Consider the following 23,752-nt stretch of genomic DNA (forward strand, 5'->3'; position numbering starts at 1 on the left):
CGTCACTCCACCGGTACGGCGGCGGCGAACGCGACGAACGCCGACCACTGCTCGGCCGGGAACACCAGCACGGGCCCCGCGGGGTCCTTGGAGTCCCGGACGTGGACGGCTGCCGGACCGGCGGCGACCTCGATGCACGCGCCGCCCTCACTGCCGCTGTGGCTGCTCTTGAACCATGCGAGTTCGGAGGTCATAGCTCCCCTGCAATCTGCTCGATCACCTTCGCGGATTCCCCGACGCTGAGGGCCTGCGACCGGATCATCGCATAGCGCTGGTTGAGCTTGCTGACCTCATTCCGCTCGCTCATCAGCACGCTGCGGCCCTGGACTTCGAGATAGGCGAGCAGCCGCAGATCGGGGGTCTCCAGCAGATGCATGGGCCCGTCGAAACCGGCGTGCGCCTCGTGCGCGAGCGGCATCACCTGGACGGTGACGTTCCGCAGCGCGGCCACCTCCAGCAGCCGTTCCAGCTGGCGCCGGTTGACCTCCCGGCCGCCCACCGGGCGGCGCAGCACCCACTCCTCGACCACAAAGGCGAGCTGCGGCGCCGGGGCCCGGGTCAGCAGCGACTGCCGGGCCAGCCGGGCCCGCACCCGCCGCTCCACCTCCTCCCCTTCGAGGGCCGGGCAGTAGGCGCCGAGCACCACCCGGGCGTAGTCCTCGGTCTGGAGCAGGCCGTTGACCACGTGTGTGTCGTACGTGTAGAGGCAGACCGCCGTGCGCTCCAGCTCCGCGTACTCCTCGAACCACGAGGGGAACTCACCGCGCTCCAGATGCCGCGCCGCGGCCCGCAGCACCCCGCCCGCGTCGCCGAGCAGCGTCTCCGCGCCCTCCACGAAGGCCGGCGGCGGCATCCGCTCCCCCCGCTCGACCTTGATCACCAGCGACTTCGAGTAGCCGACGTGCGCGGCCAGTTCCTCGGTCGACAGTCCCCGCGCCTCCCGCAGCGACCGTGCGACCGAGCCGAACATCCGCATGCTGGCCGAGCCCTCGCCCTTCGTCGCGGACACGGCACCACCTCCCCGATACACAGCGCGTACACACCGGCCCGGCCGCCCCGACACAGCTGACCCGGGGTCAGGTCGTCCCTGGTCAGGCTAGCCACGGCACGGAACCGTTGACCCCATGACGCAGGAATCCCCACCCGGAACGGCGATGCGCGTCGTCGCCGAGCCCGCCCGCATCGCCGCCGTGCGCACCGCCGTGCGCGAACAGCTCCGCGCCTGGGGCCGCGAGGACCTCGCGAACGCCGCCGCGCTGTGCGTCACCGAGATACTCGCCAACGTCCACCGCCACGCGGGCTCCCCCGAGTGCGAACTGACCCTGCACGACCTCGCCGACGAGGGAGTGCGGGCCACGGTCAGCGACCGCTCGCACCGGCTGCCCGTCCCCGCGCCGCTGCCGCTCGACTGGTCGGCCGAACGCGGGCGCGGCATGCACCTGATCGCGACGGCCGCCCACCGCTGGGGCGCCCGCCCGACCCCCACCGGCAAGCAGGTCTGGGTGGTGCTGCGGTGAGGCCCGCCACCTGGGCCTGGCTCGACGACACCGCCTTCGGGCCGGTGGCCTTCCTGCTGCTGGCCCACCCGCGCGGGCACGGCACGGCCGGGCTCGCCGCGCTGCTCGGCCTGACCGAACCGGGGCGCCGCCTGCCCGACCTGGGCGAACGGGTCACCGTGCCCGCCCCCGGCCGGGCGGTCGTGCACGGTGAAGCGGGCGGCTGCCTGCTCGAAGCCGCCGTCGGGGAGCGGTGGTCCGCGTTCGTGGCGGACGGCGGCCCGGTCGCCCTCGTCGTCGGCCTCGAACCGCTCGCCCGCCGCGCCCCGCTCGCGGAGGTGGAGCACTACCTCGCCACCGGCGCGCTGACCGCCCGCATCCGGCTGGGCATCAGCCGGCGGCGAGCGGCCGCTCAGCCGTGCACGGGGGGCTGACCGGCCCGGTCGGCGATCCCCACCTCGATCACCGCGGTCCGCGTCGTCCCCAGGAACGCCAGCGAGGACGGGTCGAAGACCCACGTCGTGTCGTGCCGCGACCCGAAGAACGTCAGGCCCACCCCGCGGCGGCCCGCGCCGTCCGCGGTGCGGTCCACGACCACCATGCCGGGCAGCCGGGAGGCGGCCCGGTACAGCGCGGAGTTCAGGTCGGGGAGGAGGAGGGAGTCCGGGAGCATCGCGCCGATCGACTCGAAGACCGCCTCCTCGTGCGTCGGCCCCTGGCCCGCGGTCCGCGCGTACAGCGTGCGCAGCAGCAGAACCGGATCGGTGGGCAGGGCCGTGAGCTCGCGGTAGGTGGTGCCGTTCGGGTCGGCGTCCAGGCTCATGTCGATGTGGCCGGTGGCACCGCCGTCCGCGGGGATCGCCCGGATACGGGCCAGGCCCTTGCGGCGGCCGTCCACGGCGTGCCAGTCCTCGCGCTGGGCGAGGGCGTCGGGCCCGGTCGGCAGGAAGTCGGCGAAGTACCGCTTGGCGCCCCGGACTTCGGTGTACACGTACTGGTCGTCTTGGACCGCGGCGGCCGGGCGCGAGTCCGCCGCCCGCGCGATCCGCGTGAGCAGCACCTCGGCCCGGTACCGCTGGGCCGCGCTGACGGCGGGGCCGTCGTCGAGGACCCCGCTCGCGTCGACACCGGCCAGGACGGCGAGCGCCAGTGCCGCGGGAACGCCCGCCGTGAGCAGCCGGCGCCGCACCCGGGAGCGCAGCGGCCGCGGTACCGGTTTCCCGTCCCGGGCGATCTCGCGCAGCAGGTGCTCCTTGAGTATCCGCTCGCGGGCCGGCGGGAGGACCGGGTCGCCCGGCGGGGGCAGCAGTTCCACCAGTTCGGCGTGCTCGTTCACCGGGTCTCCCTCCCGACCTGCTCCTCCGGTGCCGGACGCCGCCCGGCGGCGGCCCGGCCCCGTGCCAGTTCGTCCTCCGTCAGCTTCCGCAGCCGCTCCCGGGCCCGGAACAGCCGCGAGCGGACCGTGCCGACCTTGATGCCCAGCGCCTCGGCCGCCGCGACGGAGTCCAGTCCCGCCCACACGCACAGCGCGAACACCTCGCGTTCCGGCCGCCGCAACTGCTCCAGCGCCCGGCGGGCGGCACCGAGCTGTTCGGCGTCCGCGAGCCGGTCCGCGAGCTCGTCCGCGAAGTCCGGCACCGCGTCCCGCAGCGGCAGCCGCGCCAGCGCGCCCTGGTGGCGCCGCGCGGCACGCGCCGTGTTGCGCATCACGTTCGTCGCGATGCCCAGCAGCCACGGCTGGAGGCTGTCGCCGTCCACACGCACCCGCTCGCGCGTCCGCCACGCCTCCAGGAACGTCAGCGACACGATGTCCTCGGCCGTCGCCCAGTTGCCCAGCACCCGCACGGCGTGCCGGTGCACCACGCCCGCGTGGTCGTCGAAGAGCTGGGCGAACGCGGCCGGGTCCCCGGCCCGCACCCGGGCTCGCAGTGAAAGCTCCACGTCAATTCCTGTCCGGCCGCCGCCCCGCGTCGCGGTGACGTGTGTCACCCAGGAGAACGTGCGGTCGGCCCCAGTGTCTCAACGCAGGTCAGTCGAGGGCGTGCAGCTGGTCCAGGAACCACCGCTGAGGCGGCAGCGCGGTGGCCGCCGCCACCAGGCGCTTGGTGGCCTCGGCGCGTTCCCCGTGCGAGAGCGAGAGCGCCTGGTGCAGCGCGCGGGCCGTGGCCAGGATGTCGTACGGGTTCACCACGAAGGCGTCGTCGCCCAGCTCCTCGTAGGCGCCCGCCTCACGCGACAGCACCAGGGCGACACCGTCGTCCGAGACGACCGGGATCTCCTTGGCCACCAAGTTCATGCCGTCGCGGATCGGGTTGACCAGCGCCACGTCGGCCAGCCGGTACGCCGCCAGCGAGCGCGCGAAGTCGTCCTTGACGTGCAGGATCACCGGCTCCCAACCCGGGGTGCCGAACTCCTCGTTGATCTCCTCCGCCAGATCGGAGACCTCGTCGGTGTACTCGCGGTAGATCGCCAGGTCGTGCCGCGAGGGATAGGCGAACGCGATGTGCACCACGCGGCCCTGCCACTCGGGACGGTCGCGCAGCAACTGCGCGAACGCCAGCAGGCCGCGCACGATGTTCTTCGACAGCTCGGTGCGGTCCACCCGCACGACGACCTTGCGGTCCGGGCCGCCCACGGCCTCCCGGAGCACCGCCAGGCGCTCCTCCACGTCCGGCCGGTGCGCCCGCTCCCGCAGGAACTCCGCGTCCGCCCCCAGCCCGTGCACCCCGATCCGGGTGGTGCGGCCCTGATGGGTCACCGACAGTGCGTCCCCGTCCCGGCTCACGGACGCGCCGAGCACATCGGCGCAGCACGCGGCGAACGCCTCCGCCCAGCGCCGGGTCAGGAACGCCGCCCGGTCCGCGCCCAGAACGCCGCTCAGCACCTCGGCCGCCACGTCGTCCGGCAGCAGCCGGAAGTAGTCCGGCGGCGCCCACGGCGTGTGCGAGAAATGGCCGATCCGCAGGTCGGGGCGGCGCGAGCGGAGCATCTGCGGCACCAGCGTCAGGTGGTAGTCCTGCACCAGGACGGCCGCGCCCTCCCCGGCCTCCTCCGCCAGCGCGTCGGCGAACGCGCTGTTGTACGCCACGTACGCCGCCCACTGCTCGCGGAAGTCCTCGTCGAAGACGGGCTCCAGAGGCGTCTGGAACAGCAGGTGGTGGACGAACCACAGCACGGAGTTCGCGATCCCGTTGTACGCGGACGCGAACGTCTCCGCCGGGATGTCCAGCATGCGCACCCGCTGGTCGCCGGTGTCCTCCGCGGCCAGCCGCCCGCTCCTGTCCGCGGTCCGCAGCACGGCCGCGCGATCGCCGTCACCGAGCGCGGCGCACACCCACACGGCGTCCGTGTCCGGCCCGATCGCGCTCAGCCCCGACACGAGACCGCCGCCTCCGCGGCGCGACTCCAGCGTCCCGTCCTCCCGGAGGCTGTACGAGACGGGCCCGCGATTGGACGCCACCAGAACCCGCGCGCCATGCGATGCGACCATGCCGCCAGCCTAGCCACGCATCCCCACCCGCAAACGTGTGCGCTACGCCACCCGAGCGTCCCCAGGGCCGCAAGGACCTGCGCGCCCACCCCACGCCCCCCTCAGGGGCCCGGGGAACTGCGCGCCCAGCCCACGACCCCCCAGGGGCGCGGGGAACTGCGCGCTCAGCCACGACGCACCCGCACCGAAGCCCCCGCAGCGTCACGCAACCTCGCGGCGCCGCACGTACTCCGGGATCGAGATCATGGGCGGCCGCTCCTCCGTCGTCACTTCATGCACCCGCGGAGCGAACCCCTCCGCGGTCCGCTCGAACTGCGTGAGGACGGGCCGCACCAGGTGCCCCCGCGCCAGCCGCGTCTGCGCCGTGCGGTAGATCGTCGCGGCCATGCGGCCCAGCGCCTGCCCGTCCTGGTGCCGATGGTGCCGCACACCGACGTCGACCTGCGCGAGCGCGTCGAGCCCGACCGCGTTGAGCGCGTCGATGAGCAGCCCCAGTTCGACGCCGTACCCCACGGGAAACGGCAGCCGCTCCAGCAGTGACCGCCGCGCCGCGTACTCGCCGCCGAGGGGCTGCACGAAGCCCGCGAGCTGCGGCCAGTGCAGATTGAGCAGGGGCCGGGCGACCAGTTCCGTGACGCGCCCGCCGCCTGCCGGCTCCACCGTGCCGCCGGCCTCCAGGGGCCGGTCGTACATCGCCTTGACCAGCTGGACGTCCGGCTCCGTGAGCAGCGGCCCGACGATCCCGGAGACGAAGCGGGTGTCGAACTCGCGCAGGTCGGCGTCGACGAAGCAGACGATCTCGCCGCGCGTGGCGAGCAGTGAGCGCCACAGCACCTCGCCCTTGCCGGGCACGGCCGGCAGCCGCGGCAGGATCGCGTCGCGGTGGACCACGGTCGCGCCCGCCGCCGCGGCGACCGCGGCGGTCCCGTCCGTGGAGCCCGAGTCCAGGACGACGAGCTCGTCGACCAGCGGCACGGCCCCGGGTGCGTCGGACATCAGCGCGCGGCGGATCTCCGTGACGATCGCCCCGACCGTGGCCTCCTCGTCGAGCGCGGGCAGCACCACGCTCACCGTTCCGCGCGGGCCCGCGGCCCGCTTCGCGGCGAGGAGCTGGCCCAGCGGCCGGCGCTCGGCGGTCCAGGACCGCCGCCGCAGCCAGCCGGCTACCTCGTCCAGCACTGCGTTGCTCCGTTTCTGCCCCTCTTCTTCGGCTTGTCTCGAAGGACGGACGGGCTGTGACCAGGTTCGAGGTCGTCGGTTACAGTCGAGAACACGAGGCATGACCATCGTATGTCCGCGGTGATCGCGCCTCGTACGACAAATGCCCGGGCCCCGCGCCCGGTGCCATACCGCTCATCCAGAGGGGCAGAGGGAACGGCCCGTTGAAGCCCCGGCAACCCTCCCGCCGACCGCGAGGTCCAGGTGGGGAAGGTGCCAATTCCGTCTCGCGGCGAAATGCGCCGCGAGGAAGATGAGGAGAAAGGGCCTCGCCTGACATGGCTGCGCAGACTGCTGTCACCGACGTCGCGTCCACGGATTCCCCCTTCGGACCCGCTTCCGCACTGTCCTGCCGCGAGTGCGGCGAACGCTTCCCGCTGAGCCCGATCTTCGCGTGCGAGGTCTGTTTCGGGCCGCTCGAAGTGGCCTACGACCTTCCCGCCGGCGATCCCGAGACGCTCCGCAAGCGCATCGAGTCCGGTCCGAACAACATCTGGCGCTACGCGCCGCTGCTGCCCGTCCCCGCCGACGTGGCCACCAAGCCCAATCTGAACCCCGGCTTCACCAAGCTCGTCAAGGCCGACAACCTCGCCCGCGAACTGGGCGTCACCGGCGGCCTGCACATCAAGGACGACTCCGGCAACCCCACGCACTCCTTCAAGGACCGTGTGGTCGCCATCGCCCTGGAGGCCGCCCGCACCTTCGGCCTGACCACGCTGTCCTGCTCCTCCACCGGCAACCTCGCGGGCGCGGTCGGCGCCGCGGCGGCCCGCGCCGGCTTCCGGTCCTGCGTCTTCATCCCGCACGACCTGGAGGAGGGCAAGGTCGTCATGGCCGCCGTCTACGGCGGCGAACTGGTCGGCATCGAGGGCAACTACGACGACGTCAACCGCTTCTGCAGCGAGCTGATCGGCGACCCGATCGGCGAGGGCTGGGGCTTCGTCAACGTCAACCTCCGCCCCTACTACGGCGAGGGCTCCAAGACGCTCGCGTACGAGATCTGCGAGCAGCTCGGCTGGCGGCTGCCGGACAACCTCGTCATCCCGATCGCCTCGGGCTCCCAGCTGACGAAGATCGACAAGGGGCTCCAGGAGCTGATCAAGCTCGGCCTGGTCGAGGACAAGCCGTACCGCATCTACGGCGCCCAGGCCGAGGGGTGCTCCCCGGTCTCCACCGCCTTCAAGGCCGGGCAGGACGTCGTGCGCCCGCAGAAGCCGAACACCATCGCCAAGTCGCTCGCCATCGGCAACCCGGCGGACGGCCCCTACGTGCTGGATATCGCCCGGCGCACCGGCGGCGCGGTCGAGGACGTCACCGACGAGCAGATCGTGGACGCCATCAAGCTGCTCGCCCGTACGGAGGGCATCTTCGCGGAGACGGCGGGCGGCGTGACCGTCGGCGTCCTCAAGAAGCTGATCGAGAGCGGGCAGTTGGACCCGGCTGCCGAGACGGTCGTGCTCAACACCGGTGACGGGCTCAAGACCCTGGACGCCGTCGCCGCGACCTCCCGTCCCACCGCCACCATCCGCCCGAGCCTCGACGCGTTCCGCGCCGCCGGCCTGGCCGGCTGACCCCGGCCGCCGATCGCCGTCCGTCCCGAAACGAAGGTGAACCCCGCATCATGAGCGCGAACGTCCGCATCCCCACCATCCTCCGCCCCTACACCGGCGGCCGGGCCGAGGTCCCCGCCGAGGGCGGCACGCTGGCCGAGGTCATCGAGTCGCTGGAGAAGAACCACCCCGGCATCGCGGCCCGTGTCCTGGACGACACGGGCAAGCTCCGCCGCTTCGTGAACGTCTACGTGAACGACGACGACGTCCGTTTCTCCGAGGGCCTGCAGACCGCGGTGGCCGAGGGCGCGTCCGTGTCGATCATCCCCGCGGTCGCCGGGGGCTGTTGAGCCGGAAGCGCCGTGGAACGGGCAGGGGTGCCGGGAGTTGCTCCCGGCACCCCTGTGTGCGTGAGGGGTAGTTGAAGGGCTGTACAGTTGTTCCAGAGGCTCGCAACCCTCTGCAACGCCCTGCGCAAACCCTCTTTCCGGGGCGTCCCTGTCGACGATTTATCGCCAAATTCCTGCGATGATTGTCGTGTTGGCGTCATATGTCCCGCCCGACTTGCCCCGGATCATTGGCCGATCGAGCCGTTCTTCCCTTTCCTCCTGCCCGGATTTCTCGTCGGATTGACCTGTTGCAGACAGCGTTCGTGCAGATACATTCAGCCGCGGTCGACGCGTTCCGGCGCACGCCCCCTTGGCTGTAGGGGGTGAGGTCTGACCCGGGTCCGCGAGGTGCGGGCCTGCGAAAGGCCAGCAATAGGGGAGTTAGGAATGGCTCAGGGCACCGTCAAGTGGTTCAACGCGGAGAAGGGCTACGGCTTCATCGCGGTCGACGGTGGTGCGGACGTCTTCGTGCACTACAGCGCGATACAGATGGACGGCTACCGCACCCTCGAGGAAGGTCAGCGGGTCGAGTTCGAGATCTCGCAGGGCCAGAAGGGGCCGCAGGCGGACATGGTCCGTCTCGCCGCCGGCTGACGCCGCGCACCGGCCACGGAGCGCCTCGCACCGACGCGCTCAAACGTACATGTCAAGGCCCGCCCTCTGAACGGGGGCGGGCCTTCGTCTGTCCGGCGCCCCCCGCCCGCCCCCGCCCGCCCCGGCACCTGGCGGGAGACCGGCCGAGCGGCTTGCACTCTCCTAGGGCGAGTGCTAATCATTGGCGTTAGCACTCTGACGTTGAGAGTGACAAAGGACCGAGTGGGTGAGGCCCGCTCGACCGCCGGAAAGGAACCGGCGGAAGGGCAGGCCGTCCGTCGCGGGCGCCGGCGCGGTCCTGGAGTAATCCTTCCCCGCGGCCGCGCGTCGCGGGGGGACCCCAAGTCCGGGAGGACCACTTCACATGGCCAAGATCATCGCGTTCGACGAGGAGGCACGGCGCGGTCTCGAGCGCGGGATGAACCAGCTCGCCGACGCCGTCAAGGTCACCCTCGGCCCCAAGGGCCGCAACGTCGTCCTCGAGAAGAAGTGGGGCGCCCCCACGATCACCAACGATGGTGTGTCCATCGCCAAGGAGATCGAGCTCGAGGACCCGTACGAGAAGATCGGCGCGGAGCTGGTCAAGGAGGTCGCGAAGAAGACGGACGACGTCGCCGGTGACGGCACGACGACCGCGACCGTCCTCGCCCAGGCGCTGGTCCGCGAGGGCCTGCGCAACGTGGCCGCGGGTGCGAACCCGATGGCCCTGAAGCGTGGCATCGAGGCGGCCGTCGAGGCCGTTTCCGCCGCCCTGCTCGAGCAGGCGAAGGACGTGGAGACCAAGGAGCAGATCGCCTCCACCGCCTCCATCTCCGCCGCTGACCCCCAGATCGGCGAGCTCATCGCCGAGGCGATGGACAAGGTCGGCAAGGAAGGCGTCATCACCGTCGAGGAGTCCCAGACCTTCGGTCTGGAGCTGGAGCTCACCGAGGGTATGCGCTTCGACAAGGGCTACATCTCGGCGTACTTCGCCACCGACCTGGAGCGTATGGAGACCGTCTTCGACGACCCGTACATCCTGATCGTCAACTCCAAGATCTCCGCGGTCAAGGACCTGCTCCCGCTGCTGGAGAAGGTCATGCAGTCCGGCAAGGCGCTGCTGATCATCGCCGAGGACGTGGACGGCGAGGCCCTGTCGACCCTGGTGGTCAACAAGATCCGCGGCACCTTCAAGTCCGTCGCCGTCAAGGCCCCGGGCTTCGGCGACCGCCGCAAGGCCATGCTCCAGGACATCGCCATCCTCACCGGTGGCACCGTGGTGTCCGAGGAGGTCGGCCTCAAGCTGGAGAACGCCGGTCTGGAGCTGCTGGGCCGCGCCCGCAAGGTCGTCGTCACCAAGGACGAGACCACCATCGTGGACGGCTCCGGCGACGCCGACCAGATCCAGGGCCGGGTCAACCAGATCCGTGCCGAGATCGAGAACAGCGACTCGGACTACGACCGCGAGAAGCTCCAGGAGCGCCTCGCCAAGCTGGCCGGCGGCGTGGCCGTCATCAAGGCCGGCGCGGCCACCGAGGTCGAGCTCAAGGAGCGCAAGCACCGCATCGAGGACGCGGTGCGCAACGCCAAGGCCGCCGTCGAGGAGGGCATCGTCGCCGGTGGTGGCGTGGCTCTGCTCCAGGCGTCCAACGTCTTCGAGAAGCTCGAGCTCGACGGCGACGAGGCCACCGGTGCGGCGATCGTGAAGCTGGCCCTGGAGGCCCCGCTGAAGCAGATCGCGGTCAACGCCGGCCTCGAGGGCGGCGTCGTGGTGGAGAAGGTCCGCAACCTCACCCCGGGTCACGGCCTCAACGCCGCGTCCGGTGAGTACGTCGACCTGATCGCCGAGGGCATCATCGACCCGGCCAAGGTGACGCGCTCCGCGCTGCAGAACGCGGCGTCCATCGCCGCGCTCTTCCTCACCACCGAGGCCGTCATCGCCGACAAGCCGGAGAAGGCCGCGGCCCCGGCCGGCGGCGGCATGCCGGGCGGTGACATGGACTTCTGATCCCGCGAGGGTTCAGCAGTACACGAACGAGGGCGGCACCCCCCACGGGGTGCCGCCCTCGGGCGTTCCCGCGTCCCCGCCTCCCGGCGCTGAGCGATGAGGCGGCCCTCGCGGCCGCCTGCCCCCGGCCTCGCCGGCGGCCCGCGCCGGCTGCGTACGGCCGCTGCGCCGACCGGGCCCGACCAGCCGCCGAGGGCGGACCGTGGCGCGTCCGGATTCCGCCTGCCGGACGGGCACGGTGGTGCTGAGGTGCGGCCTCTCGGGCGGCTCGCCCGGCTCCCCACCGACGAAGCGGTCCGGCAGCGACTCAGCGGGCGAGACTCCGGGGTGGAACGGGAGGCCGAGCCCTACGACCGGCTCACGGAAGAGGTCCGCCGTGAGAGCGGCAGGAACTGGTCGAGCGGATGCCGGGCGCGACGCGGTCGGGACCACGGCTTCCGGAACCGCTCCGCGCGCGACGACGCCGAAGCCCTGATCGAGCGGTACGGCTGCCAAGGGAGCCGGTCCACCTCACGGCCGATGCCAACTCCGTCACCACGGACGGGACGCCGCCCTTCCGCCGCCCGGCCGAGCGGGCGTTCCCGCGAGGACCGGGCCGAGGCCCGCATCCTCGCGCCCGGTTGGAGGGCTGGCCCCACGGCGAGGGGCGGTTGGGCAGGTTGCGCCGGGGGCGTGGGGCCTCTGCGCCGACCGGGCACTCTGGCGCAGCGCCTTGCTGCTCCTCCGGTTGCCGGCCAACGTGGCGAGGGGCGTGGGCGGGCGGTTCCCGCGGGGGCCGGCCAGAGGCCTGGCCCGGGGGTAGGCGCGTCGAGCAGGCAGCGCCGGGTGTGCAGGGCCTCCGCGCCGACCGCGCCCCCTGGCGCACCTCCGCCGCCCGGCCGATGTGGCGGGCCGAGGGGGGGGAGGGCGCAGGGAGGTTCGGGCGGGGGACCGAGTCGGGCTAGCCCACGGCGACCGGCGCGTCGAGCAGTTCGCGCCAGGTGCGGACGGCTTCCGCGGCGACCGGGCCCGACCAGCCGTCGGGGCGGACCGCGCCGCCGACGTGGAAGGCGTCGATGCCCGCCGCCAGCAGCCGGGGCAGGTGCTCAGCGCGCAGGCCGCCGCCGACCATCAACTGGGGATCGCCGGGCGCGCCCTCCGCCGCCTCCGCGACCAGGACGTCCAGGCCGGTGTCGACCCCGCGGGCCGATCCCGCCGTCAGGTACGTGTCGTGCCCGGGCAGTCCCCGCAGGGCCGCGCGCAGCGCCGCGCGGTCCGCGCAGTGGTCGATCGCGCGGTGGAACGTCCAGCGCGCGCCCGGACCCACGGCGTCGGCCAGCATCCGCACCGCCCGCAGGTCGGGGCCGCCGGCGGCGTCGAGGAAGCCGAGCACGAACTCGTCGGCCCCCTCCGTGCGCAGCGCGGCCGCCGCGGCGCACAGCGCGTCGACCTCCTGGGCGTCGCCCGCCGCGAAGTCGGCCCGGCCGCGCAGCATCACGCGTACCGGCACCTCCACCGCGGCGCGCACGGCCGCGAAGACCTCCCGGCGCGGGGTCAGGCCGTCGGCGGACATGTCGGTGACCAGTTCGAGGCGGTCCGCGCCCCCCGCCTGGGCCGCGCGTGCGTCGTCGGCGTCGAGCGCGATCACTTCGAAAATTGGTCTAGACATATATTCAGGATCCCACATGCCTCCACCGGCCCGCGACCCCCGTGCTCCACAATGGCCGACATGGCCGCCACCGATCCCGAGCTGCTGACGCACTGGAGCGCGCTGCTGCGCCGCTGCCAGACCGAGTCCGTCGACCCGAGGCCCTACGGCGAGGACCTGCTCGCCCGCTGGGCCGAACCCCAACGCCGCTACCACACCACCGACCACCTGGCCGCGGTGCTCGTCCACGTCGACTCCCTGGCCGAGTACGCCGAGGACATCGACGCGGTGCTGCTCGCCGCCTGGTTCCACGACGCCGTCTACCGCCCCGACCGCTCCGAGAACGAGGAGCGCAGCGCCCGCCTCGCCGAACGCGCGCTGCCCGAGGCGGCCGTCCCCGACACCATCACCGCCGAGGTCGCCCGCCTCGTCCGGCTCACCGTCACCCACCACCCCGGCGACGGCGACCGCAACGGCCAGGTGCTGTGCGACGCCGACCTCGCGGTCCTGGCCGGCGACCCCGTCGCCTACGCCGCCTACGCCGCCGCCGTCCGCGACGAGTACGGCTTCGTCCCCGACGACGCCTTCCGCGCCGGCCGCGCCGGCGTACTGCGCCAGCTCCTCGCGCTGCCGCGGCTGTTCCGCACCACCATCGGCTACGAGCGCTGGGAGGACACGGCTCGCCGCAACCTCACCACGGAACTGGAACTCCTGCTCTCCGCCGATGACTCCGCGCCGCCGGACCGGTCTGCCCTCTGAGACCTGTCGTGCCCGCACCCACCGGAAGGCGGCCGCCATGACCGATGACGCCGTACTGCGATCCGCGCTCACCACCGCGTACCTCTCCCTCGCCGACCTCCTCGACGGGGCGGGCAAGGACCGGTGGGACACCCCCTCGCTCTGCGAGGGCTGGCGGGTGCGCGAGGTCGTGGCGCACATGACCATGGCGGCACGCTTCACCGAAGACGAGTTCATGGCCGAACTGCGCGCCTGCGACTACGACTTCACCCGCTTGTCGAACGCCGTCGCCGTCCGCGACGCGGCGCTGCCGGAGGACACCCTCGTCGCCGGGCTGCGCTCGCAGGTCATGCACCACTGGACCCCGCCCGGCGGCGGGGTCCGCGGCGCCCTCAACCACGTGGTGATCCACGGCCTCGACATCACCGTGCCCCTCGGCGTGGAGCGCCGGGCCCCGGAGCAGGCCGTCACCGCCGTCCTGAACGACCTGACGTACGGCGGCGGCCACGCCCACTTCGGTGTGGCGGTCGACGGCCGCGCCCTGCGCGCCACCGACCTGGACTGGTCCTACGGCTCAGGACCCGCCCTGAGCGGTGAGGCCGGCGACCTGGCGTCCGCGCTGTGCGGACGCAGGCTCCCCGAAGGACGGCTCCAGGGCGACCCGCTCTGACCGGGACGGGACCGAACCGGTCAGGATTCGAGAAGCCCCGGCGGCCGGGTCGCGATTAGCGTGGCGGACAGAGCGGGCGACGGCGCCACCGCCGCCGCCCCGCCCCGACCCACGACCTCAGGAGTGACCATGAGCGGCTCTTCCACCCAGGGCATCAAGACCGTGCTGCATCCCGTCTCCGACCTCGCGAAGGCGAAGGAGGTGTACACCGCCCTGCTCGGTGTCGCCCCGCAGCACGACAGCGAGTACTACGTCGGCTTCGAGGTCGAGGGCCAGCAGATCGGCCTGGTGCCGAGCGGCGGACCGCAGGGCATGACCTCGCCGGTCGCCCACTGGCACGTGGCGGACATCGAGGCGAAGCTCGCCGAGGTGACCGCCGCGGGCGCCACCGTCAAGGACCCGGTGCGCGACGTCGGCGGCGGCCGCCTCGTGGCCACCTTCACCGACCTCGACGGCAATGTCCTCGGGCTGATCCAGGACCGGTGAGCCGCGGCCGCCTCCGGCCGGCCGGACCGGTCGGCCGGAAGCGCGGACACGGCGACCGGACGTACTGTTCGATGCCGGTGGGACACCAGTACCGACTCAGAGGGACCGAGGGAGACACGATGAGCACGGACACGAGGACGGACCCGCGGCCGCACGCGCTGCACAGTGCCGACAGCCACGATCTGATCCGCGTGCACGGCGCGCGTGTGAACAACCTCAAGGACGTCAGCGTCGAGATCCCCAAGCGCCGGCTGACGGTGTTCACCGGGGTCTCCGGCTCGGGCAAGAGCTCGCTCGTCTTCGGCACGGTCGCCGCGGAGTCCCAGCGGCTGATCAACGAGACCTACAGCGCCTTCGTGCAGGGCTTCATGCCGACGCTGGCCCGGCCCGAGGTCGACGTCCTCGACGGGCTGACCACGGCGATCATTGTCGACCAGCAGCGGCTGGGCGCCGACCCCCGCTCCACGGTCGGCACCGCCACCGACGCCAACGCGATGCTGCGCATCCTGTTCAGCCGGCTCGGGCAGCCGCACATCGGCTCGCCCAACGCGTTCTCCTTCAACGTCGCCTCGGTCCGGGCGAGCGGCGCGATCACCGTCGAGCGCGGCGCGAAGAAGACGGTGAAGGCGACCTTCAACCGCCTCGGCGGCATGTGCCCGCGCTGCGAGGGCCGGGGCACGGTCACCGACATCGACCTGACCCAGCTCTACGACGACAGCAAGTCGCTCAACGAGGGCGCGATCACCGTCCCCGGCTACAGCATGGACGGCTGGTTCGGCCGCATTTTCCGCGGCAGCGGCTTCTTCGACCCGGACAAGCCGATCCGCAAGTACACCAAGAAGGAACTCCACGACCTCCTCCACAAGGAGCCGACCAAGATCAAGGTCGAGGGGATCAACCTGACCTACGAGGGGCTGATCCCGAAGATCCAGAAGTCGATGCTCGCCAAGGACGTCGACGCCCTCCAGCCGCACATCCGCGCGTTCGTTGAGCGGGCGATGACGTTCACCGTCTGCCCCGAGTGCGACGGCACGCGGCTGACCGAGGCGGCCCGCTCCTCGAAGATCGGCGGGATCAGCATCGCCGACGCCTGCGCGATGCAGGTCAGCGACCTCGCCGAATGGGTCCGCGCGCTGGACGAGCCCTCCGTCGCGCCCCTGCTGACGGCCCTGGTGGACACCTTCGACTCCTTCGCCGAGATCGGCCTCGGCTACCTCTCCCTGGACCGGCCTTCCGGCACGCTGTCGGGCGGCGAGGCGCAGCGCGTCAAGATGATCCGCCACCTCGGCTCCTCGCTCACCGACGTCACGTACGTCTTCGACGAGCCCACCGTCGGCCTGCACCCCCACGACATCCAGCGCATGAACGGCCTGCTGCTGCGGCTGCGGGACAAGGGCAACACGGTGCTCGTCGTCGAGCACAAGCCCGAGGTGATCGCGATCGCCGACCACGTCGTCGACCTCGGCCCCGGCGCCGGCACCGCGGGCGGCAGCGTCTGCTTCGAGGGCACGGTCGACGGGCTGCGGGCGGCCGGCACGGTCACCGGCCGCCACTTCGACGACCGCGCCCGGCTCAAGGAGAGCGTGCGCAAGCCCACCGGCACCCTGGAGATCCGCGGCGCGACCGCGCACAACCTTCAGGACGTCGACGTCGACATCCCGCTCGGGGTGCTGGCGGTCGTCACCGGCGTGGCCGGCTCCGGCAAGAGCTCGCTCGTGCACGGGTCGATCCCGCCCGGCGCGGGCGTGGTCTCGGTCGACCAGAGCCCGATCCGCGGCTCGCGGCGCAGCAACCCGGCGACGTACACCGGGCTGCTGGAGCCGATCCGCAAGGCGTTCGCCAAGGCCAACGGCGTGAAGCCGGCGCTGTTCAGCGCCAACTCGGAGGGCGCCTGCCCGGGCTGCAACGGCGCCGGCGTGATCTACACGGACCTGGCGATGATGGCCGGCGTCGCCACCACCTGCGAGGAGTGCGAGGGCAAGCGGTTCCAGGCGGCGGTGCTGGAGTACCACCTCGGCGGCCGCGACATCAGCGAGGTGCTCGCGATGTCGGTGACCGGGGCCGAGGAGTTCTTCGGCGCGGGCGAGGCCCGCATCCCTGCCGCGCACGCCATCCTCACCCGCCTCGCCGACGTCGGCCTCGGCTACCTCAGCCTCGGCCAGCCGCTCACCACGCTGTCCGGCGGTGAGCGCCAGCGCCTCAAGCTGGCGACGCACATGGCCGACAAGGGCGGCATCTACGTGCTCGACGAGCCGACCGCCGGCCTCCACCTCGCCGACGTCGAGCAACTGCTCGGCCTGCTCGACCGGCTCGTCGACTCCGGCAAGTCGGTCATCGTGGTCGAGCACCACCAGGCGGTCATGGCGCACGCCGACTGGATCATCGACCTCGGCCCGGGCGCCGGCCACGACGGCGGCCGCATCGTCTTCGAGGGCACCCCCGCCGACCTCGTCGCCACCCCCACCACCCTCACCGCCACCCACCTCGCCCAATACGTCAGCGCCTGACGCCCCGCCCGGGGCCCGCGACATCGGGCCCCGTCAGGGGCGCTGGGAACTGCGCGCTCAGCCACAACGAGCCGGCACGGAACGCACAACCGTCCACCCCCGCAAACCCACCCCAGAAGCAAAAACTCACGCCCCCGCATCCGAAGGCGACCGCCGCTTCCGCACGCGCAACCCCGCCTCCGTCAGCCTGCGCAGCAACTCCTTGCTGCCGACCTCCGCCGCCCCCGCGGCCACCGCGGAGGCGTAGCGCTCACTGGGCAGGTCGTAGTGGTCCCCGTCGAACGCCCGCGGCGGGCAGCCGATCGCCGCGGCGAAGGTGTGCAGTTCCTCGTAGGAGGCGTCGCTGACCAGGTGCGACCACAGCCTGCCGTGACCCGGCCAGGTCGGCGGGTCGATGTAGAGGGCCACGGTCAGCGGGCCCCGCCCATCGCGGCGGCCAGCGAGCCGACGGGGGCCACGGCCTCGCCCAGCGACTCGCAGACCCAGTGCGGGTCGGGACCCAGTTCGGGTTCGACGTCCAGGGCGTGCGGGTCCGCGCAGTGCGGGCAGAGCGGCCACCGGCCCATTCGTTCCAGCAGGGCGTCCTTGACGTCCTGCGCGACCAGGCCCGCGACGAACGCGGCACCGTCCGGCCACTGCTCCACCCACCAGCGGCGCTGCGCGACGGTGTCCTCGACGAGGGAGACGATCCCGGGGTCGGTCACGTCGGTGGCGGTGAGGTCGGCGAGGATGAGCGCTCGCGCACCGTGCAGCGCGGCTTCCAGTGCGGCGGGGGCGCCCGGGGCGCCGGGAACGTCGGGATCCATGCCCCCTATTGTCGCCCAGTGGCCGTCCTGACGTCCTTGACGCCGTACGCCCGTGAAAATAGCTTTCGCGGTGTGGCCGAGAAAATGAAGGAAACTTTCAGTGCCGGGGGGCTGGCCGCCAAGGTCAGGACCCTGGCCCCCACCATGACCCGCTCCATGCAGCGCGTCGCGGAGGCCGTCGTCGCCGACCCCGCGGAGTGCTCCCGGCTCACCGTGACCGCGCTGGCCGTCCGCACCGGCACCAGCGAGGCCACCGTCGTCCGCACGGCACGGGTGCTGGGCTACCCCGGCTACCGCGATCTGCGGCTCGCCCTGGCCGCCTTCGCCGCCCGCGAGGAGGCGGGCGGCCGGCCCGCCGTCACCCCGGACATCGCCGTTGGCGACCCGCTCTCCGAGGTCGTGGCCAAGCTCGCGGAGGACGAGCAGCGCTGCCTCGCCGACACCGCCGCGCAACTGGACGTCTCCCAACTGGAGGCCGCGGTCGCCGCGCTGGCCGCCGCCCGCCGCATCGACGTCTACGGGATAGGGGCGTCCAGCCTGGTCGCCCAGGACCTGGTGCAGAAGCTGCTGCGCATCGGCCTGATCGCGCACGCGCTCTCCGACCCCCACCTCGCCGTCACCAACGCGGTGCAGCTCCGGCAAGGCGACGTTGCCGTGGCCGTCACCCACTCCGGGCACACTCACGACGTGGTCGAACCCCTGCGTGCCGCCTTCGACCGGGGCGCCACCACCATCGCGATCACCGGCCGCGCCGACGGCACGGCCACCCAGTACGCCGACCATGTGCTGCTCACCTCCAGCAGCCGGGAGAGCGAGTTCCGCCCGGCGGCCATGTCCAGCCGCACCAGCCAACTGCTGGTCGTGGACTGCCTGTTCGTCGGCGTCGCGCAACGGACCTACGACACCGCGGGACCGGCCCTGGCCGCGTCGTACGAAGCCCTGGCCCATCGTCACAGCCCCCGAAGGAACCACCGCACATGACGCACGCCGAGCTCCGCCGCGAACTGGACCTGCTGACCACCGAGGCCTTCCGCCCCGACCTCGCCGAGATCGACCGGCTCGCCACGCTCGACATCGCCCGCCTGATGAACACCGAGGACGGCTCCGTGCCGGCCGCCGTCGCCGCCCGACTCCCCGCCGTCGCCGCCGCGATCGACGGCATCGCCGCGCGGATGTCCCGCGGCGGCCGTCTCGTCTACGCGGGCGCGGGCACCGCCGGGCGCCTCGGCGTCCTGGACGCCAGCGAGTGCCCGCCGACCTTCAACACCACGCCCGGGCAGGTCACCGGGCTCATCGCGGGCGGCCCGCGCGCGATGTCCGACGCCGTCGAGGGCGCGGAGGACAGCCGCGAACTGGCCGCCGCCGACCTCGACGCGCTCGGCCTCGGCCCGGACGACGCCGTCGTCGGCGTCTCCGCCTCCGGCCGCACCCCCTACGCCGTCGGCGCCGTCGAGCACGCCCGCGCCCTGGGCGCCCTGACCGTCGGGCTGTCCTGCAACGCCGGCTCCCCGCTCGCCGCCGCGGCCGAGCACGGCATCGAGGTCGTCACGGGCCCGGAGTTCCTGACCGGTTCCACCCGGCTCAAGGCGGGCACCGCCCAGAAGCTCGTCCTCAACATGCTCTCGACCATCACGATGATCAGGCTGGGCAAGACCTACGGGAATCTGATGGTCGACGTCCGCGCCTCCAACGAGAAGCTGCGCGCCCGCTCCCGCAGCATCGTCGCCCAGGCCACCGGCGCCCCCGACGACGAGATCGAGGCCGCCCTCACCGCGACCGGCGGCGAGGTCAAGGACGCCGTCCTCGTCCTGCTCGCCGGGGTCGACGCGGCGACGGCCGCCCGCCTCCTCACGGACGCGGACGGCCACCTGCGGGCGGCCCTGGCCGCGGCGGCGGCCTCGCACTGACGCCGCGGTCCGGGCCACCCGGCCACCGCCGCGTGCCCCCGGGCACGGTCCTGCCTCAGCCATCGGCCCGGGGCACCGCTAACGCAGCGCCTCCGGCAGCGGTGCGGAGTGCAGGACCGCGAGGCCCGAGACGGCGCGGGTCAGGGAGACGTACAGGCGGCGCAGGCCCGTGCGCTCGTCGGGCTCGCCGTCGACGACGGCGGCGGGCTCGTCGAGCACGACGTAGTCGTACTCCAGGCCCTTGGCCAGCGAAGCGGGGACGAGCGTGAGCCGGACGTCCGGGGTGGTCTCCTCACCGGGCGACAGATACGTCAGCCCGGCCGCCGCCAGCGCCTCGGCCAGCGCCGGGAGACGGGCGTCGGCGGCGATCAGGCCCGTGGAACCCTCGCGCTCCAGGGCCTCCCGGCAGGCGGTGACCACCGCGTCGGTCAGCTCCCGCGCGGGCACCTCCGTGACGGAGAACGCGCCCGGGCTGTCGCGGACGGACGTGGCCTCGGTCAGGCCCGGGGCGATGGCGGGCAGCAGCCGGGAGGCGTAGGCGATGACCTCCAGCGGCACGCGGAAGCCCTGGGTCAGCTCCTCGACCTGGGAGCCCGGCTTGCCCAGGTGGGCCAGCGCCTCCTCCCAGGTGGCGGTGGCCCACGGGGTCGTGCCCTGCGCCAGGTCGCCCAGCACGGTCGCCGAACCGGTGGAGCAGCGCCGCCCGACGGCCCGGTACTGCATGGGGGACAGGTCCTGGGCCTCGTCCAGCACGACATGGCCGAGCGAGCCGGTGCGGTGCACCAGGTCGTGGGCCTCGTCGATCAGCACGGTGTCGGCCGCCGACCACTTCGCGGAGGCGATCCCCCGGGCCGGCTTCGCCCACAGGACCTGCTTCTGCTCCTCCTCCGTGAGCAGGCCCTCCGCGCACCGCGCCAGGAACTCCGGCTCGGACAGCAGCCGCAGCACCGTCTTCGCCGGGTCCACCGGCGGCCAGGCCTCCTTCACGGCGGCCTTGACCGCCGCGTTGCGGGCCACCGCGTCCTGCACACGGTCGTCCGGCGCCTCGCCGGCCGCCTCCATCTGCACCAGCACGGCGTGCGCGATCCGCTGCGGCAGGGCCTCGCGGGCGGCGCCGTACCGGATGTCGCGCTCCATCAGCTCGCGGACCAGCTCCTCCAGCGCGTGGGCCGGGACCCGCCAGCGCCGCGAGCCGCGCACCACGACGACGGGCTCGGTGGGCATCCGGATGCCCGAGCGGACCGCCCGGCGCAGCACCTCCGCCATCCGCGCGTCGCCCTTCACCTGGGCGGCCGCCGCGCTGTCGGTGCCCCGGACGGGGACGTGCGCGACCAGGTCGTCGACGGTGGCCTGCTTGACGCTGAGCTCGCCCAGCGCGGGCAGCACCTGCTCGATGTAGTGCAGGAAGGAGGCGTTCGGGCCGATGACGAGGGTGCCCGTGCGGGCGAGGCGTTCGCGGTGCGCGTACAGCAGGTACGCCACCCGGTGCAGGCCGACGGCGGTCTTCCCGGTGCCGGGCGCGCCCTGCACGCAGACCGTGCCGCCGATCCCGGCGCGGACGATCTCGTCCTGCTCCGGCTGGATCGTGGCGACGATGTCCCGCATCGGGCCGACGCGGGGCCGCTCGATCTCCTGCTGGAGCAGCCTGCTGGAGGTCTGCGCCTCGCTCGGGTCGGTGAGGTGCTCGTCCTCGTACGCGGTCAGGTCGCCGCCGGTGTAGCCGAAGCGGCGGCGCAGCGCGACGTCCTGCGGGTCCTTGCGGGAGGCGCGGTAGAAGGGCTGGGAGACCGGCGCCCGCCAGTCGATGACCATGGGGTCGCCGTCGGCGTCGTGGACGTGGCGGCGGCCGATGTAGAAGCGGTGCTCTTCGTCTTCGGCGGCTTCGGCGGCCTCGGCGGTCCCGCCGCGGGAGGCCCGACCGTCCAGGTAGTCGAGGCGGCCGAAGAAGAGCGGGGTGTGGGCGAGGTCCGCGAGGGCCTTGATACGCGCGTCCATGTCCCGCTGGAGCACTTCGGCGTTCACCCAGTTGGCGGTCACGTCCTTGATGTCGAGCGCCTCGACGTCGGCACGCATGGCGCGCAGCGCGGAGCGGGACGCGGCGAGGTGGGCGCGTTCGCGGTCGAGCGGATGATCGGTGGTGAGGGATTGTTCCCCGGGCACGGGTTGCCTCCGGCGGCACGTAGGGCATGGCTCAGCCGGCCCCGGACCGGCACGCGCGGGGGCGCGTCGGCGGGGCGCTGTCCTGATACGAATGCGAGTAACACCATGACCCGGCCGGTTTCCGTCCGGCCGGTGGCACCGTCCCCTCGGGGGCGGGCGGCAAGACGAAGGATCCTACGCCGCCGGGACGGAGGGCGCGAATGGATTTCCCGTCGCGTGCGGGAACAGCTCTCCCCAAAGCATCACATGTGCGTACATTGGGGGCATGGCACGAGCCCGTACATCCCGCGTCCGGGGCAGCACCGCCCTGACGGCGGACGCCGCGCACCGCCGTCCGCGGTACCTGCTCGGCAACGCGCTGCGCGCCGCCAGGGTCTACGTGACGAGCGCCTGCCGCGTCGTCCTGCTCGGCCCCGACGGCACGCGCTACTGACGGCCCCGGACAGCCCCCGTCAGAGCAGCTCGTCCGCGTCCACGATGCGGTACGCGTAGCCCTGCTCGGCCAGGAAGCGCTGCCGGTGGGCGGCGAAGTCCTGGTCGATGGTGTCGCGCGCGACCACCGAGTAGAAGCGGGCCTCGTGACCGTCCGCCTTCGGCCGCAGCACCCGGCCGAGGCGCTGCGCCTCCTCCTGACGGGAGCCGAACGTGCCGGACACCTGGATGGCGACCGTCGCCTCGGGCAGGTCGATGGAGAAGTTGGCGACCTTCGAGACCACCAGCACCGAGATCTCGCCCTCCCGGAAGGCGTCGAAGAGCTTCTCGCGCTGCGCGTTGGTCGTCTCGCCCTTGATGACCGGGGCGTTCAGATGCTCGCCCAGCTCGTCCAGCTGGTCGATGTACTGCCCGATGACCAGCGTCTGCTCGCCCTGGTGCTTGGCCACCAGCGCCTCGGTGACCTTCCGCTTGGTCGCGGTCGTGGCGCAGTAGCGGTACTTCTCCTCGGCCTCGGCGGTGGCGTACGCCAGCCGCTCGGAGTCCGTCAGGTTGACCCGCACCTCCACGCAGTCCGCGGGCGCGATGTAGCCCTGCGCCTCGATCTCCTTCCACGGCGCGTCGAAGCGCTTGGGGCCGATCAGCGAGAAGACGTCCGACTCCCGGCCGTCCTCGCGCACCAGCGTCGCGGTCAGGCCCAGCCGGCGGCGGGCCTGGAGGTCGGCGGTGAACTTGAAGACCGGCGCGGGCAGCAGGTGCACCTCGTCGTAGACGATCAGGCCCCAGTCGCGGGAGTCGAAGAGCTCCAGGTGCGGGTAGACGCCCTTCCGCTTGGTCGTCAGCACCTGGTACGTCGCGATGGTGACCGGGCGGATCTCCTTGCGGGTGCCGCTGTACTCGCCGATCTCGTCCTCGGTCAGCGAGGTCCGCTTCACCAGCTCGTGCTTCCACTGCCGGGCCGAGACGGTGTTCGTCACCAGGATCAGCGTCGTGGCCTTCGCCTCGGCCATCGCACCGGCACCGACCAGCGTCTTCCCGGCGCCGCAGGGCAGCACGACCACACCGGAGCCGCCGTGCCAGAAGCCCTCGACGGCCTGCTTCTGGTACGGGCGCAGCGCCCAGCCGTTCTCCGCCAGCTCGATCGGGTGCGCCTCGCCGTCCACGTACCCGGCCAGGTCCTCGGCGGGCCAGCCCAGCTTCAGCAGCACCTGCTTGATCTGGCCGCGCTCCGAGGGATGCACGACCACGGTGTCCGGATCGATCCGGGCGCCCACCAGCGGGGCCACCTTCTTCGAACGCAGGATCTCCTCCAGCACCGGCCGGTCCGTGGAGGTCAGCACCAGGCCGTGCGCCGGGTGCTTGCTCAGCGTCAGCCGGCCGTACCGGTCCATGGTCTCGGCGATGTCCACCAGCAGCGCGTGCGGCACGGGGTAGCGGGAGAACTTCACCAGCGCGTCCACCACCTGCTCCGCGTCGTGCCCAGCGGCCCGCGCGTTCCACAGACCGAGCGGCGTGAGGCGGTAGGTGTGGATGTGCTCCGGCGCGCGCTCCAGCTCCGCGAACGGGGCGATGGCCCGCCGGCATTCGTCGGCCAGCTCGTGGTCGACCTCCAGGAGCAGGGTCTTGTCGCTCTGGACGATCAGACAGGACACACAAACCTCCGCATAGGGGCGGGCCGGGACCGGGCCCGCTGCC

24 protein-coding genes and 1 riboswitch are annotated in these 23,752 nt (G+C 72.7%); of the genes, 13 read left to right on the forward strand and 11 right to left on the reverse strand.

Going from position 1 to position 23,752, the window contains the following annotated elements; all coding sequences use genetic code 11:
- Positions 1 to 2 precede the first annotated feature (2 nt).
- The gene (locus tag ACIP64_RS29220) at positions 3 to 194 is read right to left on the reverse strand and encodes a DUF397 domain-containing protein (protein ID WP_401592425.1); all 192 of its coding nucleotides are present in this window, start codon (positions 192 to 194) and stop codon (positions 3 to 5) included.
- Positions 191 to 1,009 carry a Scr1 family TA system antitoxin-like transcriptional regulator gene (locus ACIP64_RS29225; protein ID WP_401592427.1) on the reverse strand — a complete coding sequence of 273 codons (819 nt, stop codon included), beginning with the start codon at positions 1,007 to 1,009 and terminating at the stop codon, positions 191 to 193. The genes ACIP64_RS29220 and ACIP64_RS29225 overlap by 4 nt, the downstream gene beginning before the upstream one ends.
- A 115-nt stretch (positions 1,010 to 1,124) precedes the next feature.
- On the opposite strand from ACIP64_RS29225, the gene ACIP64_RS29230 reads away from it, so the two are divergent.
- Both ACIP64_RS29230 and ACIP64_RS29235 read left to right on the forward strand, forming a co-directional pair.
- The gene (locus tag ACIP64_RS29230) at positions 1,125 to 1,517 is read left to right on the forward strand and encodes an ATP-binding protein (RefSeq protein WP_360900971.1); all 393 of its coding nucleotides are present in this window, start codon (positions 1,125 to 1,127) and stop codon (positions 1,515 to 1,517) included.
- Positions 1,514 to 1,930, forward strand: a complete 417-nt coding sequence (locus tag ACIP64_RS29235; protein WP_401592429.1) for a hypothetical protein — start codon at positions 1,514 to 1,516, stop codon at positions 1,928 to 1,930. Before ACIP64_RS29230 ends, ACIP64_RS29235 begins: the two co-directional genes overlap by 4 nt.
- Here the strand turns inward: ACIP64_RS29235 and ACIP64_RS29240 are convergent.
- From ACIP64_RS29240 to ACIP64_RS29255, 4 genes are all read right to left on the reverse strand, one after another.
- Entirely contained in the window at positions 1,909 to 2,832 is a 924-nt protein-coding gene (locus tag ACIP64_RS29240) for a CU044_5270 family protein (RefSeq protein ID WP_401592431.1), read from the reverse strand. The two genes, ACIP64_RS29235 and ACIP64_RS29240, sit on opposite strands and share 22 nt — an antisense overlap.
- The gene (locus ACIP64_RS29245; protein WP_401592433.1) at positions 2,829 to 3,437 is read right to left on the reverse strand and encodes an RNA polymerase sigma factor; all 609 of its coding nucleotides are present in this window, start codon (positions 3,435 to 3,437) and stop codon (positions 2,829 to 2,831) included. Before ACIP64_RS29245 ends, ACIP64_RS29240 begins: the two co-directional genes overlap by 4 nt.
- A gap of 88 nt (positions 3,438 to 3,525) precedes the next feature.
- The gene (locus ACIP64_RS29250; RefSeq protein ID WP_401592435.1) at positions 3,526 to 4,986 is read right to left on the reverse strand and encodes a trehalose-6-phosphate synthase; all 1,461 of its coding nucleotides are present in this window, start codon (positions 4,984 to 4,986) and stop codon (positions 3,526 to 3,528) included.
- Between the two features lie 201 nt (positions 4,987 to 5,187).
- On the reverse strand, positions 5,188 to 6,165 hold the full coding sequence (locus ACIP64_RS29255; RefSeq protein WP_401592437.1) for a glucosyl-3-phosphoglycerate synthase: 978 nt from the start codon (positions 6,163 to 6,165) through the stop codon (positions 5,188 to 5,190).
- A 171-nt stretch (positions 6,166 to 6,336) separates the two neighbouring features.
- A riboswitch (SAM riboswitch) is annotated at positions 6,337 to 6,464 on the forward strand.
- An 18-nt stretch (positions 6,465 to 6,482) separates the two neighbouring features.
- Here ACIP64_RS29255 and thrC point away from each other — a divergent pair.
- The 4 genes from thrC (at position 6,483) to groL (ending at position 10,724) form a co-directional block, all read left to right on the forward strand.
- Positions 6,483 to 7,775 (forward strand): threonine synthase, encoded by a 1,293-nt coding sequence (gene thrC, locus ACIP64_RS29260; RefSeq protein WP_401592439.1) that lies wholly within the window; start codon positions 6,483 to 6,485, stop codon positions 7,773 to 7,775.
- 50 nt (positions 7,776 to 7,825) lie between these two features.
- Entirely contained in the window at positions 7,826 to 8,104 is a 279-nt protein-coding gene (locus ACIP64_RS29265) for a ubiquitin-like small modifier protein 1 (protein WP_401592441.1), read from the forward strand.
- A gap of 426 nt (positions 8,105 to 8,530) precedes the next feature.
- Positions 8,531 to 8,737 (forward strand): cold-shock protein, encoded by a 207-nt coding sequence (locus ACIP64_RS29270; RefSeq protein ID WP_005486335.1) that lies wholly within the window; start codon positions 8,531 to 8,533, stop codon positions 8,735 to 8,737.
- A 364-nt stretch (positions 8,738 to 9,101) separates the two neighbouring features.
- The gene (gene groL, locus ACIP64_RS29275; RefSeq protein WP_360900996.1) at positions 9,102 to 10,724 is read left to right on the forward strand and encodes a chaperonin GroEL; all 1,623 of its coding nucleotides are present in this window, start codon (positions 9,102 to 9,104) and stop codon (positions 10,722 to 10,724) included.
- Between the two features lie 940 nt (positions 10,725 to 11,664).
- Here the strand turns inward: groL and ACIP64_RS29280 are convergent.
- A complete protein-coding gene (locus ACIP64_RS29280; RefSeq protein ID WP_401592444.1) occupies positions 11,665 to 12,372 on the reverse strand; it encodes a copper homeostasis protein CutC in 708 nt (235 codons plus the stop codon).
- A gap of 51 nt (positions 12,373 to 12,423) precedes the next feature.
- Here ACIP64_RS29280 and ACIP64_RS29285 point away from each other — a divergent pair, with 51 nt between their 5' ends.
- The 4 genes from ACIP64_RS29285 to ACIP64_RS29300 all read left to right on the forward strand — a co-directional run bounded on the left by ACIP64_RS29285 (position 12,424) and on the right by ACIP64_RS29300 (position 16,752).
- Positions 12,424 to 13,110 carry a hypothetical protein gene (locus tag ACIP64_RS29285; RefSeq protein ID WP_360901002.1) on the forward strand — a complete coding sequence of 229 codons (687 nt, stop codon included), beginning with the start codon at positions 12,424 to 12,426 and terminating at the stop codon, positions 13,108 to 13,110.
- A 37-nt stretch (positions 13,111 to 13,147) separates the two neighbouring features.
- Positions 13,148 to 13,759 (forward strand): maleylpyruvate isomerase family mycothiol-dependent enzyme, encoded by a 612-nt coding sequence (locus ACIP64_RS29290; protein ID WP_401592446.1) that lies wholly within the window; start codon positions 13,148 to 13,150, stop codon positions 13,757 to 13,759.
- A gap of 129 nt (positions 13,760 to 13,888) precedes the next feature.
- Positions 13,889 to 14,245 (forward strand): VOC family protein, encoded by a 357-nt coding sequence (locus ACIP64_RS29295; protein ID WP_401592448.1) that lies wholly within the window; start codon positions 13,889 to 13,891, stop codon positions 14,243 to 14,245.
- Positions 14,246 to 14,364: 119 nt separating this feature from the next.
- On the forward strand, positions 14,365 to 16,752 hold the full coding sequence (locus tag ACIP64_RS29300; protein WP_401592450.1) for an ATP-binding cassette domain-containing protein: 2,388 nt from the start codon (positions 14,365 to 14,367) through the stop codon (positions 16,750 to 16,752).
- A gap of 126 nt (positions 16,753 to 16,878) precedes the next feature.
- Here ACIP64_RS29300 and ACIP64_RS29305 read toward each other — a convergent pair whose 3' ends face one another.
- Entirely contained in the window at positions 16,879 to 17,160 is a 282-nt protein-coding gene (locus ACIP64_RS29305) for a DUF4031 domain-containing protein (protein WP_401592452.1), read from the reverse strand.
- A 2-nt stretch (positions 17,161 to 17,162) separates the two neighbouring features.
- Positions 17,163 to 17,558: a hypothetical protein gene (locus ACIP64_RS29310; RefSeq protein WP_401592454.1), complete on the reverse strand. Its 396-nt coding sequence runs from the start codon at positions 17,556 to 17,558 to the stop codon at positions 17,163 to 17,165.
- Positions 17,559 to 17,642: 84 nt separating this feature from the next.
- Here ACIP64_RS29310 and ACIP64_RS29315 point away from each other — a divergent pair, with 84 nt between their 5' ends.
- Together ACIP64_RS29315 and murQ are read left to right on the forward strand one after the other, a co-directional pair.
- Positions 17,643 to 18,539: a MurR/RpiR family transcriptional regulator gene (locus ACIP64_RS29315; protein WP_360901019.1), complete on the forward strand. Its 897-nt coding sequence runs from the start codon at positions 17,643 to 17,645 to the stop codon at positions 18,537 to 18,539.
- A complete protein-coding gene (gene murQ / locus ACIP64_RS29320; RefSeq protein ID WP_401592456.1) occupies positions 18,536 to 19,465 on the forward strand; it encodes an N-acetylmuramic acid 6-phosphate etherase in 930 nt (309 codons plus the stop codon). The genes ACIP64_RS29315 and murQ overlap by 4 nt, the downstream gene beginning before the upstream one ends.
- 78 nt (positions 19,466 to 19,543) lie before the next feature.
- Here murQ and ACIP64_RS29325 read toward each other — a convergent pair whose 3' ends face one another.
- Positions 19,544 to 21,625, reverse strand: a complete 2,082-nt coding sequence (locus tag ACIP64_RS29325; RefSeq protein WP_401592458.1) for a HelD family protein — start codon at positions 21,623 to 21,625, stop codon at positions 19,544 to 19,546.
- A gap of 265 nt (positions 21,626 to 21,890) precedes the next feature.
- On the opposite strand from ACIP64_RS29325, the gene ACIP64_RS29330 reads away from it, so the two are divergent.
- On the forward strand, positions 21,891 to 22,058 hold the full coding sequence (locus ACIP64_RS29330; RefSeq protein WP_401592460.1) for a hypothetical protein: 168 nt from the start codon (positions 21,891 to 21,893) through the stop codon (positions 22,056 to 22,058).
- Between the two features lie 19 nt (positions 22,059 to 22,077).
- On the opposite strand, the gene ACIP64_RS29335 is transcribed toward ACIP64_RS29330, so the two are convergent.
- Positions 22,078 to 23,709 carry a DNA repair helicase XPB gene (locus ACIP64_RS29335; protein WP_360901030.1) on the reverse strand — a complete coding sequence of 544 codons (1,632 nt, stop codon included), beginning with the start codon at positions 23,707 to 23,709 and terminating at the stop codon, positions 22,078 to 22,080.
- Positions 23,710 to 23,752 lie beyond the last annotated feature (43 nt).

Origin of the sequence: Streptomyces sp. NPDC088733 (assembly GCF_044751185.1) — a bacterium.
Taxonomy (GTDB): Bacteria; Actinomycetota; Actinomycetes; order Streptomycetales; family Streptomycetaceae; genus Actinacidiphila.

Bases quoted from the DNA above. Each gene is read 5' to 3' on its own strand.
- ACIP64_RS29230 (WP_360900971.1), top strand. From the start codon at position 1,125: ATGACGCAGGAATCCCCACCCGGAACGGCGATGCGCGTCGTCGCCGAG.
- ACIP64_RS29280 (WP_401592444.1), bottom strand. From the start codon at position 12,372: ATGTCTAGACCAATTTTCGAAGTGATCGCGCTCGACGCCGACGACGCA.
- ACIP64_RS29220 (WP_401592425.1), bottom strand. From the start codon at position 194: ATGACCTCCGAACTCGCATGGTTCAAGAGCAGCCACAGCGGCAGTGAG.
- ACIP64_RS29265 (WP_401592441.1), top strand. From the start codon at position 7,826: ATGAGCGCGAACGTCCGCATCCCCACCATCCTCCGCCCCTACACCGGC.
- ACIP64_RS29250 (WP_401592435.1), bottom strand. From the start codon at position 4,986: ATGGTCGCATCGCATGGCGCGCGGGTTCTGGTGGCGTCCAATCGCGGG.
- ACIP64_RS29290 (WP_401592446.1), top strand. From the start codon at position 13,148: ATGACCGATGACGCCGTACTGCGATCCGCGCTCACCACCGCGTACCTC.
- ACIP64_RS29270 (WP_005486335.1), top strand. From the start codon at position 8,531: ATGGCTCAGGGCACCGTCAAGTGGTTCAACGCGGAGAAGGGCTACGGC.
- ACIP64_RS29285 (WP_360901002.1), top strand. From the start codon at position 12,424: ATGGCCGACATGGCCGCCACCGATCCCGAGCTGCTGACGCACTGGAGC.
- ACIP64_RS29300 (WP_401592450.1), top strand. From the start codon at position 14,365: ATGAGCACGGACACGAGGACGGACCCGCGGCCGCACGCGCTGCACAGT.
- ACIP64_RS29315 (WP_360901019.1), top strand. From the start codon at position 17,643: ATGAAGGAAACTTTCAGTGCCGGGGGGCTGGCCGCCAAGGTCAGGACC.
- ACIP64_RS29310 (WP_401592454.1), bottom strand. From the start codon at position 17,558: ATGGATCCCGACGTTCCCGGCGCCCCGGGCGCCCCCGCCGCACTGGAA.
- thrC (WP_401592439.1), top strand. From the start codon at position 6,483: ATGGCTGCGCAGACTGCTGTCACCGACGTCGCGTCCACGGATTCCCCC.
- ACIP64_RS29330 (WP_401592460.1), top strand. From the start codon at position 21,891: ATGGCACGAGCCCGTACATCCCGCGTCCGGGGCAGCACCGCCCTGACG.
- groL (WP_360900996.1), top strand. From the start codon at position 9,102: ATGGCCAAGATCATCGCGTTCGACGAGGAGGCACGGCGCGGTCTCGAG.
- murQ (WP_401592456.1), top strand. From the start codon at position 18,536: ATGACGCACGCCGAGCTCCGCCGCGAACTGGACCTGCTGACCACCGAG.
- ACIP64_RS29295 (WP_401592448.1), top strand. From the start codon at position 13,889: ATGAGCGGCTCTTCCACCCAGGGCATCAAGACCGTGCTGCATCCCGTC.